Below are 17,184 nucleotides of genomic sequence, written 5' to 3' on the forward strand. Positions count from 1 at the left end.
CAAGTCCGAACATTTGCACTGGAGGGAAGCGGAATGTCCGTACAGAACTGGGAGCACGAGAACCTGATCGTCCGGCGGGGGCGCCGTTCCGGGGTGACCACGATGATCGCCGTGCATTCCCGCGTGCTCGGCCCGGCCGTCGGCGGCTGCCGCTTCAAGACCTACCCGGACATCCACGACGCGATCGCCGACGTCTTGCGGCTGTCCGCGGCGATGACCCGCAAATGCGCCGTCGCGGGGCTGGGCTTCGGCGGCGGCAAGAGTGTCGTGGCACTCGATCGGGTGCCGACGCCCGCGCAGCGGCGTGACATCCTGCTCGACCACGCCGACCTGATCGCGTCACTCGACGGTGCGTACATCGCCGGACCGGACGTCGGCACCGGCCCGGACGACATGCTCGTGCTGCGTGAGCGGACACCGCACGCGTCGTGTGTGCCGGAGGAGCACGGCGGCACCGGATCGTCGAGCGGGCCGACCGCGGCAGGCGTCCTCGCCGCGCTCCGGGCCGGGGCGAGGACCGTCTTCGGTGACGCGTCGATGAAGAGCCGCAAAGTGGTCATCAGCGGCTACGGCTCGGTCGGCGCGCGTCTGGCCACCGATCTGGTCGCCCAAGGCGCCGACGTGACGGTGTCCGATGTGGACGAACGGCGCCTCGCCGCGGCCGAGGAGCAGGGCTTGAGCTGGGTGCGGCCGGAACAGGTGCTCGGGCTCCCCGCCGACGTCCTCGTCCCGGCGGCCGTCGGCGGGGTGTTCGGTCCCGGAACCGAGGTGGCCGCGCCGCTCGTCGTCGGCCCGGCCAACAATCAGCTGACCACCGACACGGTGGCCGACGACCTCGCCGCGAGGGGCATCGCCTGGATACCGGATTTCGTCGCGAGCGCCGGCGGAGTCGTCTACACGCACGGCCGCGAAAGGGAGAAGCTCACGCACGACGAAGCGCGAGCCCGGGTCGAAACCCTGGAAGCGATCACGCAAAAGATCCTCGACGCCGCTTCGGCCAACGGCACCACGCCGTTGGCCGAAGCGGACGCACTGGCTGAAGCCCGGCTCACTTCTGGTGCGGGGCCACGTACTCCTTCGCCTCAGGCGCCTCGAACAGCGGCTTGACGTAGCGGACCCCGCCCTCGGCCGACGCGTCCGGCGTCGCCGCGTACACCTGGCGCGTCGCCGGGGTGCCCGCCTTCGAGAAGTCCAGCGCCGCCACCAGATCCTCGGTGCTCGCCGACGTCGTCTGCTTCAAGGCCGAGGCGATGCCCTCGCGCGTGAGGTCCTTGTTCTCGCAAGCCTTCTTCAGCACGGCACCCCACACTTCACCGACCGCGTAGCCATAGGGGATCCCGCCGTTCGGGGTCTCCTTGTACGCCGCCTTGTACTTCGCCGCGACGTCCTTGGCCTTGGGGATGTCGGCGGAGAACGGGACGCTGCTGGCGACGATCGTCAGCTTGTCCAGCGCGTTGGCCGCCGGGCTCTTCAGCAGCACCGGGTCGAACACCGGGTTGTTGCCGAGCACGGGAACGTTGAGCCCGAGCGCCTTGTTCGCCGCGAGCGCGGACCCGGTCTGCGCCGGGGTGGTGGTCAGGACGATGGCCTTCACGCCGTCGCCCTTGAGGCCGGTGACGATATTGGTGAGGTCGTTGTCGGTGGAGGTGATCTTGACTTCCTTGACCGTCAGATTGTGCTTCTTCGCGTAGAACTGCGAGCCGCGAAGGCCGTTCTTGCCGTACTCGCCGTCGATGTAGACGTGCCCGATCGTGTCGCCGTCCTTCACCAGGCCCTGTTCCTGGAAGTACGACAGGCCGTCGATGATCTCCAGGTCGTAGGTGGTCCCGACGATCATCACGTACGGGTTGTCGAGCAGTTCCGAAGACCACGACGCGGGCGCGGCGACGGTCTTGTCCGAAGCGATGTTCTGCTTCAGCGCGGCGACCACCGGGGAGCCGAGCAACTGGACGAACCCGAGCACCTTCGGCTCGATCTGCGGGTACAGCGTCTTCGCCGTGTCCGCCTTGTAGCCGTGGTCGACGGTTTCGAGTTTGACCTGGCGACCGCACGCCCCTCCTGCGGCGTTGAAGTCCTTGGCCCACAACTCGTTCCCCTGCGTGATACCGAGCCCGAGGTTCTTGAACACCCCCGTCTTGTCGGTCATCACGCCGAGGGTGATCTCCGAGGCCGTCACTCCTTTGCCGGTCTTGATGCCCGAACCGTCCGCCCCCGAGGACCCCGAGTCGCCCGCCTTCGTGCTGCACGCCGCCAGCGCGAGGATCGCCGCCAGCGCGACGGCCGGATATGTTCGCTTCATATGCCTTGCTCCTCCGGGAGGTGAGGGGTTTTAGAGGGGGTGAGACGCCGGGTGATCCGGCGTCCGATCGCGGCGAGCCCGCCGGGTTCGAAGAGCACCACGAGGATGATCGCGGCGCCGTAGACGAACGAGCTGACCAGGATCGGGGTCAGCGCGCCGTCCCCGGTTCCGGAAAACCAGCCGAGATCGACGGAATACAGCGAAAGCACCTGCGGCAGCCCGTTGACGATCAGCGCGCCCACGAGCGCGCCGGGTACCGAACCGAGCCCTCCGATGATCACCATGGCCAGGAAGGCGATGGAGATGTTGATGCCGTACGTGCCGAATTCGCTTTCGTCGGGTTTGAGGATGTCGAACCAGAGCACGGTCATCGCGCCCGCGAGTCCCGCGTAGGCCGAGGAAACCGCGAACGCGCCCGCCTTGGCCCTCGTGACGCTGACGCCCATCACGGACGCGGCGGCTTCGTTGTCCCGCACCGCCCGCCACGACCGGCCGACCCGGCTGGACACGGCGGCACGGGCGATCACGAACGCGAGGACGGTCAGCAGCAGGAACAGGTACCAGACCCGCTCCGCCTGCCGGATCGGGACGCCCATCAGCTCGATTTCGGGGCCGTCGTTGGTGAACGGGAAACCGAACAGGGAGAACGGCGCCGGCGTACGCCCAGTGGACGTCCCGCCGGTCAGTGTCTCGGCGGACTGTCCTAAGTAGAGCCCGAGGAACACCAGCGACAGCGACGCGACGCCGAGGTAGATCCCGCGCAGCCGTCCGGAAACCGGCGCGAACGCCAGTCCCAGCAGGGCCGCGATGGCCACCGCGCCGATCAGGGACAGGCCGGGGTCGAGCCCCAGGCCGAACACCCGCTCGTCGTCGGTCGGTCCGGAAAGGACGGTGTAGCCGGTCGCGCCGGCGAGCAGGAAGAACGCGTGCGCCAGCGACAACTGCCCGGCCTGGCCGACCAGCAGCGTCAGCCCGATCGCGCCGACCCCGCCGATCATCATGTACTGCCCGGCTTTCAGCCAGGCGGCGTCGAGGTACAGCGGGACCGCGAGCAGGACGACGAGCAGCGCGACCCAGGCCAGTGCTTTGACCAGCCGTCCCCGATCGCGTTTCGCGGGCGGCCGCGGCGGGGCCGCGGCGGGGGATTTCACGGCGGTGTCAGACACGTGTGCTCTCCCTTGTCCCGAACAACCCCGACGGCCGCACCACCAGGACCACGAGCATCACCAGGAAGACCGCGCTCTTGGAGAAGTCGAACGACACGTACTGCGCGGACAGTGCTTCGACCAGGCCGACGACCAGCCCGCCGACCACCGCGCCCGCCGTCGAGTCGAGCCCGCCGAGGATGGCCGCGGGGAACGCCGCGAGCGCGATGGAATGCGTGCCGCGGGACAGTCCCGCGCCGGAGAAGTCCTGGGTGGCGATGAAGAGCACCGCGACCCCGGCGAGCACACCGGCGACCACCCACGCGGTCGCCGTCACCCGGGAACTGCGGATGCCCATCAGTGCGGCGGCTTCCTTGTTCTCGGCCTGCGCCCGCATCGCGATACCCCAGTTCGAGTACTTGAACGCGAGGGTGAACGCGGTGATCAGCACGGCGGCGACGACCAGCGCGACCAGATGCGTGCGGAACAGCGTGATCCCGCCGAGCTGGAACGGCTGCGCGTCCCAGGCGTCGCCGAGGAACGGCAGCGTGACACCGAGGCGTCGCACGATCTCTTCGGTGATGATCACGTCGAGGCCGATCGTCAGCAGCGCCAGGCTGTTCGCGTCCGCGTGCCGTGAACGCGAAAGCAGAAGCCGTTCCAGGAGCAACGCGAGCAGTCCGGCCGACACGATGCCGACGAGCGACGCGCCCGCCCAGCCGAGCGATTCCCGGGTCACGACGACCAGGTAGCCGCCGAAGAGGACGAGCGAGCCGTGCGCGAAGTTGACCACCTCGGTGGCTTTGAAGATGATCACGAAACCCAGCGCCAGCAACGCGAACACCGCGCCCTTGCCGAGTCCGTTGACCACGAGTTGCAGGAAAGTGTTCACGCGCTGGCCTCCGTGCCGAGGTATGCCCTGATCACGTCCGGGTCCGACTGGATTTCGGCCGGTGTCCCGTCGGCGATACGCCTGCCGAAGTCCAGGACGGTGACCCGGTCCGCGATGCCCATCACCAGCCCCATGTCGTGTTCCACGAGCAGGATCGAGATGCCGAGTTCGTCGCGGACGTCGCGGATCGTCCCGGCCAGTTCGGCGGTCTCGGTCGCGTTCATCCCGGCCGCCGGTTCGTCGAGCAGCAGCAGGACGGGTTCGACGGCGAGCGCGCGGGCGAGGTCGACGCGTTTCACCGCACCGTAGGGCAGTGCCCCGACCGGGATGTCGACCAGCGCGCCGATGCCGAGGAAGTCGCAGATCTCCCGGGCCCGCGCGGAATGCCGCCGTTCGGCCCGGATCGTCCAGGGCAGGCGGAGACCGCAGGAGAGGAACCCGCCCTTGGTCAAGGCGTGGCGGCCGAGCATGACGTTGTCGAGCACGGTCGAGCCGGGGGAGAGCGCGGCGTTCTGGAACGAGCGGCCGACGCCGAGACCGGCCAGCCGGTGCGGCGGGAGTCCGGAAAGGACGGTGTCGCCGAGCCGGACGCTGCCGGTGTTCGCCCGGTAGAGCCCGCTGATCACGTTGAAGCAGCTGGACTTCCCGGCGCCGTTCGGGCCGATCAGCGCGTGCAGCGAACCGGAGCCGACGGTGAAGGAGACGTCTTCGAGCGCCCGGATCCCGCCGAAGCGCAGGGTCACGTTCGCGACATGCAGTTCCGGCGGGGTCATCCGGCCCACCTCGTCAGGGTCCGGCCCGCGCGGCGCTTGCGGGCGTTTTCGGCCTCGGCTTCGGCGGTGGCCTGCGATTCCGCGTGACCGCCGAGGTAGAGCCGCTGGACGTCCTCGCTCGCCGCGAGTTCGGCCGTCGTCCCGGCCAGCGCGACCCGGCCGACTTCGAGGACGATCGCGTGATCGGCCACCCGCAGCGCCATCACCGCGTTCTGCTCGACCAGGACCACGGCCGTGCCCTGGTCGTGGATTTCGCGGATGATGGCGCCGATCTGTTCGACGATCTTCGGCGCGAGACCGAGCGACGGTTCGTCGAGCAACAGCAGGCGCGGGCCGGACATCAGTGCGCGGCCGATCGCGAGCATCTGCTGCTCGCCGCCGGAAAGCAGGCCTGCCCGTTGTTTGGCGCGCTCGGACAGGACGGGGAACAGTTCGTCGACGCGTTTGCGGGCGGCGACGCGCTGCTCGGGGGAGCGGGCGCCGATCCCGCCCGCCCGCAGGTTCTCCTCGACCGTCATCCGCGCGAAGACCTGACGGCCTTCGGGGACGCCGACGACGCCGAGCCCGACGATGCGGGCCGGGTCGAGTTTGCCCAGGGGTTTGCCGTCGTAGCGGACCTCGCCGGCGGAAATCGAGCCCCGGTGCATGCGCAGAGTCCCGGAGATCGTCCGCAGCAGGGTCGACTTCCCGGCGCCGTTGCTGCCGAGGACGGCCAGTACTCCATCAGGTGAAACGTCGAGGTCGATCCCGTGCAGTGCGGCCACCGAACGGCCGTACCGCACCTGAAGGTCACGGACACTGAGCAAGCGGCCTCCTCCGTCCGTGTGACACGAGTCACGATCGGTGGCGGTCATCCTGCGTGGGCACCTAGCTGCGCGTTACCCCCACCTGGAGACCCCGGAGGACACAAAACGGACACGGCGCAAGTAGTCCTCTAGTCGCGTTAGATGCACGCGCAACTACCGCAACCAGAGGACGACTTGCGCCGTGGCTCGGGTCAGGTGCGGCGCCGCAGGCGGAGGAGCACGAAGATCGCGGCGACGGCGGCGAGGATCGCTCCCGCCGCCCAGGGGAAGAGGTTGCTCCCCTCGCTGGGCTCGGATACCGAGGCCGCGGCGATCGCCTGAGAAGCGCTGGTGACAGGGGCGGCTGTGGTGGTGAAAGGGGCGGTGGTGGTGACGGGAGCGGACGGAGCCGGCGTCTCGGTTTCCGTGACCGCGAAATCCACGTCGGAGCAGGAGTAATACGTGTCCGGCGTGTCCGAGTTCTGCCAGATCGTGTAGATCAGGTGACGGCCGCTCTTGCCCGCCGGGAGCTTGCCTTCGAGGACGTACGAACGGCCGCGCGTGTCCGGGTCGGTGACCGTCAGGAACGGTTTCGTCTCCAGATTCGACCACTTCAGCGGCCGTGTCGCGTCGTAGCCGTCCTTCGTGACGTACAGCCGGAAGGTGCCCTTGTGCGGGATGGTCTCCCGGTAGCCGAAGGTGAAGTCCGCACCGGCCGACATCGCCGTCGCGGGCCCGTTCGCGTCGGGCTCGTCCAGAGCCGAGTACCTCGCGATACCCGCGCTGCACAGCTTCCCGTCCGGGATCCGCTGCCGGTCCTTGCCGCCGACGTCGGCGACCCGCACGTTGTCCCAGTCGTCGATCCCTCTGGCCACCGCCCGGCTGGCGGGGCTGTCCATCGAGCCGTGCGCGGACGCCGGGGTCGCGAACAGGACCAGGAACGGAACGACGGCGACCACGGCCAGGCTGCGGAATGAGGTCATGCCTCCAGGCACGGACGCGGTCCCGGCGCGGTTCAGAGAAGGCCGGCTTCGCTCGCCTTCCCGATGGCTTCGACGCGGTTGCGTGCCCCGAGTTTGTGCAGCGCGGACTGCAGATAGGTCTTCACCGTGTTCCGGGCCAGCCCGGTGGACTCGGCGATCTCCGGGTTCGTCTGACCCTGCGCCGCCAGCCGCAGGACCTCGTACTCGCGCCGCGTGAGGCCGCTGCGGGCCAGCGCGTCGGACCGCTGGCCGTCGTCGGGGAAGATCCGCGGGTCGACGACGCGCTCACCCTTGAGGACCTGCCGCAACGCCGCCACCAGGTTCGTCCCGGCGACGTCCTTGAGCAGGCAGCCGTGCGCGCCGGAGTCCAGCGCGGCCCGCACGCCCTGATGGTCGCCGTGCGCGGTGAACACCACGATCCGCCCGGTGGGGTGCACCTGCCGCAGTTCGGCGATGACCTCGGGCGCGAGCATGTCGGGCAGCCGCAGATCCAGCAGGATCAACGCGGGTTTCAGCTCGGCCGCGCGCTGGATCGCGGTCCGGCCGGTCTCGGCCGAGCCGATCACCGTCATGGCCGAGTCGTAGCGCAGCAGCAGGCTCACCCCGTCGCGGACCACCGGATGGTCGTCCACGACGAGCACCGTCACCGGCGGCGGCACGGTTCCGGCACCCAGGCGCGCAGCGTGCAGCCGTCTTCTTCGTCGCGGACCAGGCTGACCCGGCCGCCGAGCCGCGCGGCGCGTTCGGCCAGCGCTCGCAAACCCATCCCGGTGCCCGGCTCCGCCTCGTCATCGGTGCGATGGCGGGTGCCGTCGTCGGCGACGACCACCTGGACCCCCTCGTCACTGGGCAGCAGGCTGACCACGACCGACAGCGCGTCCGCGTGTTTCTCCACGTTGAGCAGGCCTTCCCTCACGGCTCCCACCAGCAGTCCGGTGCGTTCGGCGTCCAGTTGCGGCACCGGGGCGAGCTGGACGAACCGCGCCGGGACACCGCAGCGCGCCTGGAACGAGCGGCAGTGCTCGGCCAGTTCCACCGGCAGCGCACGTTCCGGGGTCGATTCGGACAGCGCCAGCAGCGACTCGCGCAGCGCCCGGGACGCGGCGGACACGTCGCCCTCCAGCCGCCGGAGCCGCGATTCGAGCGCCGGGTTGTCGCTGATGTCCTCGTGCAGGTTCCGCACCTGGACGCCGATGGAGAACAGCAGCGCGCCGACCGAATCGTGCAGCGCGCTCTGCATGCGGAGCCGCTCGGAGGACAACGCCGTCTCGCGGGCGGATTCGGCGACCGTCGCGAGTTTCAGCGCCCGCCCGGCCTCGCCGGCGATGTCTTCGAGGGACTTCACCGCGTCGTCGCCGAAGTCGCGAGGTTCGCGCATGGCGGCGTAGGCGATGGCCACCGTCTCGGTCTTACCGCCGACGTTGCTCACGATCGGGACGGCGATCATCGCGGCGAGACCCTCGCCGCGCACCTGCGCGTCGAACTGGTGGGTGATGCTCGGCGAGCTGACGTAGTCGTTGACCCGGACCGGCCTGCCCAGCGCGAGCACACGGCCGCCGATGCCCTGGCCGATCGGCACGGCGAGGTCCTGCAGCGCGTCCGTGCGGGTGCCCGACATCCAGCGGATCACCGCCTGTTCGGGCCCGGTCAGCTCGGCGACGAAACCGGAGTGCGTGCCGATCGTCTCGCGGATCAGCCGCGCGGTGCCGTTGAGCGCGGCGACCCGGTCGAGGGTGGCGAGGAGCTCTTCGTGCTCGCGCAGAAGCCCGCCGAGCACCGCACTGTGCTCGGCGGCGTGTTCCTCCGCGACCTGGCGTTTCGCCGTCACGCGCTCACGATCGCACACCGGACGTGCTTTCCGACACACCCGAGCGGAGAGGTTCGCCGATGCGCTCCCGGGCTCGGTTGTCTTGAATGGACCCGTGGAGATCCTGGCCGACGCCGCGACACTGGCGCTGTACACGACCGATGCCTCCAACTACCGGCACGTGCCGCGGGGCGTGGTGCTGCCTCGGAGCGTCGATGAGGTGATCGAGGCCGTGGCCGCCTGCCGCGAGTCCGGGCTGCCGGTGATCGTCCGGGGCGGCGGCACCAGCGTCGCCGGCAACTCGTGCGGGCCGGGCGTCGTGATCGACACGTCCCGCCACCTCGGGGGAGTGCTCGACTTCGATCCGGCGTCGAAGACCGCGCGAGTGGCGCCCGGCACCGTCCTCGACCACCTCCAGGCGCTCGCCGCGCCGCACGGGCTCCGGTTCGGCCCCGACCCGTCGACGCATTCGCGGTGCACCCTCGGCGGGATGATCGGCAACAACGCGTGCGGGTCCCACTCGGTCGCCTGGGGACGCACGGTGGACGTCGTGCGGGAACTGGACGTGCTGCTCTACGACGGCACCCGGCTCACCGTCGGCCCGACCTCACCGTCCGAAGTGGACGCCCGCGCGGCGATGCCCGGAACCGAAGGCCGGGTCTTTTCGGAACTGCGCGCGCTCGTCCGGGACAACCTGGCGTTGCTGCGCACCGAACTGTCCGCCTGGGGCAGGCGAGTGTCCGGGTACGGCCTGGAACACCTGTTGCCGGAGAACGGTTTCGACGTCGCCAAGGCGTTGGTCGGCAGTGAGGGCACCTGCGTGACCGTGCTCGAAGCGACCGTCTCGCTGGCCGAGGTGCCGAAGCGCAAGGTGCTCGCGGTGCTCGGCTTCGAGTCCGACATCGCCGCGGCCGACGCCGTCCCGGCGATCCTGCCGTGGTCGCCGCTGACCGTGGAGGGGGTGGACGCCGAACTCGTCGCGCTGCTGGAACCCGGCCGCGCCGACGGGCTGCCGCCGGGCGGTGCCTGGTTGTTCGTCGAGATGGACGATCCGGAGAAGGCGCGAGGGCTCATCGACGCGCTGCGGGGCGCGCTGACCGGGTCCACGCTGCTCGACGACGCGGCCGCGCAGAAGCGGCTGTGGCGGATCCGGGAAGAGGGCGCCGGTCTCGCGACGCGGCTGGCCGGCGGCGAGGAGGCCTGGCCCGGTTGGGAAGACGCCGCCGTCCCGCCCGAGCGTTTGGGCGCCTACTTGCGCGAGTTCAAGGAACTGATGCGCGCGCACGGCCGCAAGAGCGTCGTCTACGGCCACTACGGCGAGGGCTGCCTGCATCTGCGGCTCGACTTCGATCTGCTTTCCCCGCAAGGGATCGCCGGGTTCCGCTCGTTCCTCGAAGAGGCTGCGGACCTCGTCGCCGCGCATGGCGGCTCGTTGTCCGGGGAACACGGCGACGGCCAGGCCCGGTCCGAACTGCTGCCCCGGATGTACAGCCGCGAAATGCTCGGGCTTTTCGCGCGGTTCAAGGCGATCTTCGACCCGGCGGGGATGATGAACCCCGGTATCCTCGTCGAGCCGAGGGCGGTCGACGCCGATCTGCGGGTGCGGCGCGCGCCGCTGGAGATCGAAGACGTCACCGCGCTCGCGTATCCGGAAGACCAGGGGAGTTTCGGGCAGGCGATGCGGCGCTGCGTCGGCGTCGGGAAATGCCGCGACACCACCGGTGCGGGCGTGATGTGCCCGAGTTACCGCGCCACCCGCGAGGAGAAGCACTCGACGCGGGGTCGCGCGCATCTGCTGGCCGAGATGGTGAACGGCGAGATCATCACCGACGGCTGGCGTTCGAAAGAGGTCGCGGAGGCGCTGGACCTCTGCCTTTCGTGCAAGGGCTGTCTTTCCGATTGCCCGGTCGATGTCGACATGGCGACCTACAAGGCGGAATTCCTGCACCAGCACCACAAAGGACGGTTGCGCCCGGCGTCGCACTATTCGATGGGCTGGCTGCCGTTGTGGCTCCGCGCCGCGGCACTGGCGCCACGGCTGGCGAACACGACGTCACGACGGTTTTCCGGGCTCTTGAAGCGGTTCGGCGGGATCGCGCCGGAACGGGACCTGCCGACGTTCGCCCGGACGCCGTTCACCCGGCGCCGCGAGGATCTCCGGCGTTGGGCGACCGGGGCCCGGCCGGTCGTGCTGTGGCCGGACTCCTTCAACAACTACCTCACCCCGGACGTGCTCGACGCCGCCGCCGAGGTGCTCACCGCGGCCGGGTACGACGTCGTCCTGCCCGATCGCGGTGTCTGCTGCGGCCTCACCTGGATCTCGACCGGACAGCTCGACGTGGCCAAGAAGGTGTTGCGGCGCACGGTTTCCGTCCTCGAACCGTATCTCCGGGCCGGGTACCAGGTCGCCGGGCTGGAGCCGAGCTGCACGGCGCTGTTCCGCAGTGATCTCCCGGCGCTGCTGCCGGACGATCCGACGGCGAAACTGCTCGCCGGGCAGACCCGGACGTTCGCCGAACTGATCGAGGACTCGCCGCTCGAATTCCGCTCCCTGGACGTCGAAGCGCTCAGTCAGGTCCACTGTCATCAGCACGCCGTCCTCGGCTTCGACGCCGACGAGGCGGCGATGAGCTCGGCGGGCATCCGCAATTCCACAATGGACTCGGGCTGCTGCGGACTGGCGGGCAACTTCGGCTTCGAACGCGGGCACTACGACGTTTCCGTCGCCTGTGCCGAAGACCGGATGCTGCCCGCGATCCGGGCCGCGGCCGAGGGCACGGAAGTGGTCGCCGACGGGTTCAGCTGCCGGACCCAGATCGAGCAACTGGACGGGCGCAAGGCGCTGCACCTCGCGGAACTCCTCCGGCGCGCGCTGCGCTAGAGCCTGTCCGGACCGGCGGCTTCGGCGATCGCGTTGCCGACGCGCTCACGCGGCCAGCCGAGTATGCCGGCCGCCCTGGCCGTCGCGCCGGGATCGGCCTGGACCAGGGCGGCGAGCACGGTCAGCGCGTCGTCCCGCGCGGCGGCGCCGGGGCTGTTCGCCATGGCGTCGGTGACGGTCGCGAAAAAGCGGCTCATCCGGTCCAGCCGCGCCCCGGCGGGTGAGGTGCGGTCGAAGAGTTCGGCGCCATCGTGGGCGGTGTCCGCCCAGGTCGCGTTCGTGCGGGCGCTCGCGAGCCACGCGCGGAGCCAGACGTCGTCATCGATGAAGTACCACTCGCGCCTTCCTCGATGTGCGCGCTGGACGACCTCCAGCCCTTCGAGGTAAGCGACGGCTTTGGACACCGAGGCTGGGCTGACCTGGAGCAGCCGGACCAGTTCGGCCGAAGTCAGCCCACCCGAATTCGTCGTGACCAGTCGCGCGAGCACCCGCGCGGCCATCCGAGGCAGGCCGCTCTGGACCATCATCTCGGCGAAGCGGTCCGCGTAACCCCGGACCGCGGCTGGTTCGTCGGCCAGCGGGTCCGAAGTGGACGGAGGGGCTCCTCCGCCCCTCCTGCCCCGCCAGGCGGTGGCGTGCCGGGCGTGGTTCGCCCGGTAACCGCGGCGCCCGCCGTTGCGGGCGACTTCGCGGCTGATGGTCGACGTGGGCCTGTCCAGATCACGCGCGATTTCGGCGAACCCGAGGTTCCCGGCCAAACCCGACGCGATCCGCTCACGGTCTTCTCCGGTGAGTCTTCCCGATGCCACCGGGCCAGTGTGCGTCAGCAGGCCTGTCAACGCAACGTCGTTGCGTTTCGCGGGAAGGTCAATGCAATAAAACGAAGCTATTGCTGGCTATTCGACGGATCGGTGTCTTCGTAGCGTTGACAGTCGAGGAAAGACAAACCTAGCGTTCGTGGTGACTGAAAGGGGGCGACATGATCAAGAGCGCAGTACGGCGGGAACTCGACCGAGCGATGACCGAGGGCGGGATGCCCGGCATCCTCGTCGAAATCAGCGAGGGGGCGGCCATCTGGTCCGATGAGCGGAAACGCTTGCCCGAGGACAGGTTCCGCATCGGAAGCATCACCAAGACGTTCACCGCCACGGTGCTCCTGCAGCTGGTGGCCGAGAACAGGGTGGGGCTCGACGACCCGGTGGGGAAGTGGTTGCCCGGGCTGGTCGAAGGGAACGGTCACGACGGGGATGAAATCCCCCTCCGGCGGCTGCTCGACCACACCAGCGGGATCGCCAATTACACGGAGGATCCCGAGGCGCTGAGCGAGTACGAGACCTACACGCCGCGGCAACTCGTCGAGATCGCCCTACGGCGTCCGGCCGCCTTCGAGCCCGGTGCGGGCTGGGCGTACTCGAACACCAACTACGTGCTGGCCGGGATGATCGCGGAGCGGGTCACCGGACGGGATCTCTCCACCGAGATCGCCACGCGGATCACCGTCCCGCTCGGCCTGAGCGGGACTCGCCTTCCGCAGGCGGGCGACGAGAAGCTCGGCGAGCCGCATTCCCGTCATCACACGAAGCTGTTCTCACCCGATCCCGCCGCCGAGATCCACGACGTCACCGAACTGGAGCCGAGTCCGTACTGGGCGGCGGGCGGGATGGTCTCGACGGCCGGTGACCTCAACCGGTTCCTCGGTGCGTTGCTGGGCGGGCGGCTCCTGCCGCCGGAGCAGCAGCGGGCGATGTTCACCACGATCCCGACCAAGGATTGGCTGCCCGCCACGACGTACGGTCTCGGCGTCTCGTCGGTGACCCTGCCGGACGGCACCGAGTTGTGGGGGATGGGCGGCGCTCTGTTCGGTTCGTGGTCCTACGTCTACGGTTCCCGCGACGGCGGGCACCTGCTCGCGGTGAACGTCAACGGCGACTGGACCTCCGGACCGTGGGACGATCCGAGCGGGATCTTCACCGACCTGCTGGTGGCGGAGTTCTGCTGAACCGGTGGTCCCGTTCGGCGTACTTCTTCAGTGTCAGCAGCTGTTTCCGCATCATGACCAGGTCGCCCCAGCCGAGCAGGAACTCCTTGAGGCGGCCACGGAATCCCTTCGAGGTCACGACGATGCGGCACAGCATCCGGCAGGTGTCCGCGTCGATCGGCTCGACCGAGTAGGTCACCGCCACCGGGCCGAACAGCTTTTCCGATTTGGCGAAGGAGCGGCCGGTCAGGCTGTGCCCGGGATCGACCTCGGTCAGGAGGAAGACGATCAGGGTGTCGCCGGGAGCGAGCTCGTCGGCGCCGGGGGTGAGTGTGCGCGGGCTGCGCTTGCCCAGGTTGTCGAGCAGGTCGTAGCTGTAGGGCGCGACCGAGATCTGGCAGAGCCAGCGATAGGCGAGCGCGGCGGGCGCGTGCACGGTGACAGCGCGGTCGAAGAGGGCGACGGGCCTGTTCAGCAGGGTGTCCGCCGGTTGCGGGCGCGAGCGTTCTTCCGGGGTCGCGCCCCAGTTCGCGGGTGATCCGAAAGGCATGGTGGCCTCCGTACGGTGCCGTATGGTTTTCCATACGGTAGCGTATGCCACGTGGTCAGGAAAGGCGTGGTCGGGAAAAGGAAGCTCGCCCGGGAGGACTGGGCGGACGCGGCACTCGATGCCCTGTGCGAAGGCGGCGTCGCCGCGATCGCCGTCGAGCCCCTCGCGGCGAAACTCGGGACGACGAAAGGCAGCTTCTACTGGCATTTCGCGAACCGGGACGCGCTCGTCGAGGCCGCCGTGCGGCGCTGGGCCGAGCAGGACACCGAGTCGCTCATCACCTTGCTGGACGGCATCTCCGACCCCGAGCGGCGGCTGCGGGAGCTCTTCGAACTCGTCTTCGGGGCGAAGGACGACGAGCTGGCGGAACTGGCTCTCCTGGCGCACGCCGGCGACCCGGTGATCGGCCCGCTCCTGGCCGAGGTCACCGCCCGGCGGGTCGAGTTCATCGTCCGCTGTTTCCGGGAAATGGGCTGTCCCGAGGACGAGGCGAGACATCGCGGTCTGTTGGCCTACACCGCTTTCCTCGGCCTGATCCAGGCGCAGCGGGCGAGCGGCGGGGCGCTGTTGCCGATGGCCGATCGACCCGGGTATCTGGCCTTCCTGCGGGGGATTATCACGCGCTGAGAAGGATCTTCTGCCCGATAGGGCGGCCGAGCGGGTGGAGTTCCGCGTCCGCACGGGGCAATCGCGTGGCCGGAGTCTTCCGGCGCCCGGCCCGGCCGCTCATCATCGGCCCATGACAGCCACGTATCCCGCGGCGAAGGCCGACCCCGCGGTCCCGATGGGCGCGATCTACGCCGAGTATCCGCCGATGTCCAGGGTCGTCTTCCCGAGCGGTTGCGAAGGCTGGCTGGTGACCCGCTACGAGGACGTCCGCCTGGTGTTCTCGGACGCGCGGTTCTCCCGCGACCTGCTCGGCCCGGGCGCGCCGTGTCTCATCGAGCCGGGAGACTTCTCCACCGGCGAGCACAGCATCCTGAACATGGACCCGCCGGATCACACCCGGCTGCGGAAATTGTCGGCGCAGGCCTTCACCGTCCGCCGGATCGCCGGACTGCGGCCGCGGATCCAGGAGATCGCCGACGATCTGCTGCGCGCGATGGCCGAGCACGGGCCGCCCGCGGATCTCGTGGAGATGTTCGCCTTCCCGCTGCCGACCGCGGTCATGTGCGAAATCCTCGGCGTCCCGTTCGAAGGACGGGAACGGTTCAAGCAGTGGTCGCGGGTGATCGTCACGCCGATGGCGCACACCCCCGAGGAGGTCGCGCGAGCGCGTCGCGATGGCGCCGGCGATATGACCGCGCTCGTCGCCGTCAAGCGGAAGAACCCGGGCGAAGACCTGTTGTCCGCCCTCGTGCACGCCCACGACGAAGACGGCGATCGCCTCACCGAGCCCGAACTGATCGACCTGGCCACTCAGCTTCTGCTGGCCGGGCACGAAACGACGGTCAGTTTGATCGCGACCGGGATCGTGCTGCTCTCGGGTCATCCGGACCAGCTGGCCGCGCTGCGCTCGGATCCCGGGCTGACCCCGACCGCCGTCGAGGAGATCATGCGCTTCGACGGCCCGGCCGACGCGTCGCTGCTTCGCGTCGCGCTCGAAGACGTCGAGGTAGGCGGAGTCCTGGTGCGGCGCGGGGAAGCGGTGCTCGCCCATACCGGCGCGGCGAACCGGGACGAGAACGCGTTCCCGGGTGCCTCACGGTTCGACATCGGGCGCCGGAACGCGCCACAACTCGGCTTCGGGCACGGCGTCCACTTCTGTCTCGGCGCCGCGCTCGCCCGGCTCGAAGGGGAGATCGCGCTGCGAACCCTGCTCGACGGGCTTCCGGGACTCGATCTGGCCGTGCCGCCGTCGGAAATCCTGTGGAGACCGCCGCTTTCGATCCGCGGTCCCGAAGCCGTCCCGGTGACGTGGACGGCTACCACCAAGCGCGGCTGAGGCCAGGCATCGTCGCGCGAACTCGTCGTCAGGCGTGCTTCCGTATCCGGCGAGCAGCCGCCGCAGGAAGTCCTTGTCCCCGCCGGAAACGAACAGGCCGACGGCGACGAAGTCGTACTCGGCCGCGCCGCGCATCGCCGGTTCGAAGTCGAAGAGCCCAGTGAGCCGCCAGCGTTCGCCGTCGTGGGCGACCATCAGGTGGTCGCGCATGAACTCGGTGTGCAGCGGGACGACGGGCGGGGCGCCGAGGACGTCCAGCCGCGGGTCGCGCAGGGAATGCAGCGCGGCCAGCGCCTCGCCGAGTTCCGGGGCGAGCAGCTGTTTGTCCTCTGTGGACAGCCGTGGCCAGGCGTCCTTCAGTGTCTCGCCACGCACGCGCTCCATGAGCACGTAACCCCAGCCGTCCTGCTCGCCGGCGCGCTCGACCCCGGGCGTCGGGATCGGCAGTTTGCCGTGCAGGGTCTCGAGCATCGTCCGCTCGGTGAGGAGTTCGCCGAGATGGACCGGCGGGCGGGAACGGGGTCACGGAGCCGACCGTAGATCAGCGAGTGGGGCGGGCGATCGAATTACCCGCTGCGTTCCAGCAGCGTCCGCGCGGCGCCGAGCACGAGACGGCAGACGTCCTCCGGATCCGCGCTGGCCAAGGGTTCTTTGCCGGTGATCTCGCGGACGAGGCCGATCCCGAGCAGCCAGGCCAGGATGAGGTCGGCCCGCAGGGCGGCGTCGTCGGCGTCGGTGAGCGTGGCCAGGACCTGCGCGTATTCCTCGCCGAGTTGCCGCCGGACGGCGGCCGCGGCGCTGTCGTGCCCTGTCGAGCGCAGGTACGCGTCGAGCGCCCGGTCGCGGCCGGTGTCGGATTCGAGCATGCTGCGCAACGCCGTGCCGAGCAGTTCGTCCGGCGGGGTGCTGGCGAGCTGTTCCCGCCCGCCGCGCGCCATGACCTCTTCGAACAGTGCGTCCTTGGAGCCGAAATACCGGAACAGCAGCGCCTGGTTGACCCCGGCGTGCTTCGCGATGTCGCGCACGGTCGTCCGGTCGAAGCCGCGCTCGGCGAACAGGTCCGCCGCCGCGTCGAGCAGCGCGGCCCTCGTCGCGGCCGCGTCGCGCTTGCGCACCTGCGGTTCTGCCGTCATGGAGCCTCCTGGT

Annotated in this window: 16 protein-coding genes and 1 pseudogene; 5 read left to right on the top strand and 12 right to left on the bottom strand. The window is 69.7% G+C overall.

Features of this window, described 5'->3' with window-relative positions:
• The first annotated feature begins 33 nt into the window (after positions 1-33).
• Positions 34-1,107 (top strand): Glu/Leu/Phe/Val dehydrogenase dimerization domain-containing protein, encoded by a 1,074-nt coding sequence (locus tag ACLJRL_RS00975; protein ID WP_410654053.1) that lies wholly within the window; start codon positions 34-36, stop codon positions 1,105-1,107.
• On the opposite strand, the gene ACLJRL_RS00980 is transcribed toward ACLJRL_RS00975, so the two are convergent.
• The 8 genes from ACLJRL_RS00980 to ACLJRL_RS01015 form a co-directional block, all read right to left on the bottom strand.
• The gene (locus tag ACLJRL_RS00980; protein WP_410654054.1) at positions 1,049-2,299 is read right to left on the bottom strand and encodes an ABC transporter substrate-binding protein; all 1,251 of its coding nucleotides are present in this window, start codon (positions 2,297-2,299) and stop codon (positions 1,049-1,051) included. The genes ACLJRL_RS00975 and ACLJRL_RS00980 overlap by 59 nt on opposite strands.
• The gene (locus tag ACLJRL_RS00985; protein ID WP_410654055.1) at positions 2,296-3,465 is read right to left on the bottom strand and encodes a branched-chain amino acid ABC transporter permease; all 1,170 of its coding nucleotides are present in this window, start codon (positions 3,463-3,465) and stop codon (positions 2,296-2,298) included. The genes ACLJRL_RS00980 and ACLJRL_RS00985 overlap by 4 nt, the downstream gene beginning before the upstream one ends.
• The gene (locus ACLJRL_RS00990) at positions 3,458-4,336 is read right to left on the bottom strand and encodes a branched-chain amino acid ABC transporter permease (protein ID WP_410654056.1); all 879 of its coding nucleotides are present in this window, start codon (positions 4,334-4,336) and stop codon (positions 3,458-3,460) included. Before ACLJRL_RS00990 ends, ACLJRL_RS00985 begins: the two co-directional genes overlap by 8 nt.
• Positions 4,333-5,109: an ABC transporter ATP-binding protein gene (locus ACLJRL_RS00995; protein WP_410654057.1), complete on the bottom strand. Its 777-nt coding sequence runs from the start codon at positions 5,107-5,109 to the stop codon at positions 4,333-4,335. The genes ACLJRL_RS00990 and ACLJRL_RS00995 overlap by 4 nt, the downstream gene beginning before the upstream one ends.
• Entirely contained in the window at positions 5,106-5,915 is an 810-nt protein-coding gene (locus ACLJRL_RS01000; protein ID WP_410654058.1) for an ABC transporter ATP-binding protein, read from the bottom strand. The genes ACLJRL_RS00995 and ACLJRL_RS01000 overlap by 4 nt, the downstream gene beginning before the upstream one ends.
• Before the next feature lie 191 nt (positions 5,916-6,106).
• Complete coding sequence (locus ACLJRL_RS01005) at positions 6,107-6,877, bottom strand: lytic polysaccharide monooxygenase (protein WP_410654059.1); 771 nt, start codon at positions 6,875-6,877, stop codon at positions 6,107-6,109.
• A gap of 32 nt (positions 6,878-6,909) precedes the next feature.
• Positions 6,910-7,536 (bottom strand): response regulator, encoded by a 627-nt coding sequence (locus tag ACLJRL_RS01010; RefSeq protein WP_410654060.1) that lies wholly within the window; start codon positions 7,534-7,536, stop codon positions 6,910-6,912.
• Positions 7,521-8,705 (bottom strand): GAF domain-containing protein, encoded by a 1,185-nt coding sequence (locus tag ACLJRL_RS01015; protein ID WP_410654061.1) that lies wholly within the window; start codon positions 8,703-8,705, stop codon positions 7,521-7,523. The genes ACLJRL_RS01010 and ACLJRL_RS01015 overlap by 16 nt, the downstream gene beginning before the upstream one ends.
• 94 nt (positions 8,706-8,799) lie before the next feature.
• Here ACLJRL_RS01015 and ACLJRL_RS01020 point away from each other — a divergent pair, with 94 nt between their 5' ends.
• Positions 8,800-11,565: an FAD-binding and (Fe-S)-binding domain-containing protein gene (locus tag ACLJRL_RS01020; protein ID WP_410654062.1), complete on the top strand. Its 2,766-nt coding sequence runs from the start codon at positions 8,800-8,802 to the stop codon at positions 11,563-11,565.
• On the opposite strand, the gene ACLJRL_RS01025 is transcribed toward ACLJRL_RS01020, so the two are convergent.
• The gene (locus ACLJRL_RS01025) at positions 11,562-12,374 is read right to left on the bottom strand and encodes a helix-turn-helix domain-containing protein (RefSeq protein ID WP_410654063.1); all 813 of its coding nucleotides are present in this window, start codon (positions 12,372-12,374) and stop codon (positions 11,562-11,564) included. The genes ACLJRL_RS01020 and ACLJRL_RS01025 overlap by 4 nt on opposite strands.
• A 170-nt stretch (positions 12,375-12,544) precedes the next feature.
• Between ACLJRL_RS01025 and ACLJRL_RS01030 the strand changes: the two genes are divergently transcribed.
• The gene (locus ACLJRL_RS01030; RefSeq protein WP_410654064.1) at positions 12,545-13,564 is read left to right on the top strand and encodes a serine hydrolase domain-containing protein; all 1,020 of its coding nucleotides are present in this window, start codon (positions 12,545-12,547) and stop codon (positions 13,562-13,564) included.
• Here the strand turns inward: ACLJRL_RS01030 and ACLJRL_RS01035 are convergent.
• Positions 13,533-14,093, bottom strand: coding sequence for a hypothetical protein (locus tag ACLJRL_RS01035; protein WP_410654065.1), 561 nt, complete (start codon positions 14,091-14,093; stop codon positions 13,533-13,535). The genes ACLJRL_RS01030 and ACLJRL_RS01035 overlap by 32 nt on opposite strands.
• A 51-nt stretch (positions 14,094-14,144) precedes the next feature.
• On the opposite strand from ACLJRL_RS01035, the gene ACLJRL_RS01040 reads away from it, so the two are divergent.
• Both ACLJRL_RS01040 and ACLJRL_RS01045 read left to right on the top strand, forming a co-directional pair.
• Positions 14,145-14,720, top strand: a complete 576-nt coding sequence (locus tag ACLJRL_RS01040) for a TetR/AcrR family transcriptional regulator (protein ID WP_410654066.1) — start codon at positions 14,145-14,147, stop codon at positions 14,718-14,720.
• Positions 14,721-14,832: 112 nt separating this feature from the next.
• Positions 14,833-16,038, top strand: a complete 1,206-nt coding sequence (locus tag ACLJRL_RS01045; protein ID WP_410654067.1) for a cytochrome P450 — start codon at positions 14,833-14,835, stop codon at positions 16,036-16,038.
• Between the two features lie 36 nt (positions 16,039-16,074).
• On the opposite strand, the pseudogene ACLJRL_RS01050 reads toward ACLJRL_RS01045, so the two are convergent.
• Both ACLJRL_RS01050 and ACLJRL_RS01055 read right to left on the bottom strand, forming a co-directional pair.
• Positions 16,075-16,533: pseudogene (locus ACLJRL_RS01050) on the bottom strand (aminoglycoside phosphotransferase family protein); the annotation flags it as partial.
• Positions 16,534-16,604: 71 nt separating this feature from the next.
• Positions 16,605-17,171 carry a TetR family transcriptional regulator gene (locus ACLJRL_RS01055; protein ID WP_410654068.1) on the bottom strand — a complete coding sequence of 189 codons (567 nt, stop codon included), beginning with the start codon at positions 17,169-17,171 and terminating at the stop codon, positions 16,605-16,607.
• Positions 17,172-17,184: the final 13 nt, after the last annotated feature.

Source organism: Amycolatopsis sp. lyj-112, from assembly GCF_046549055.1.
Lineage (GTDB): Bacteria > Actinomycetota > Actinomycetes > Mycobacteriales > Pseudonocardiaceae > Amycolatopsis.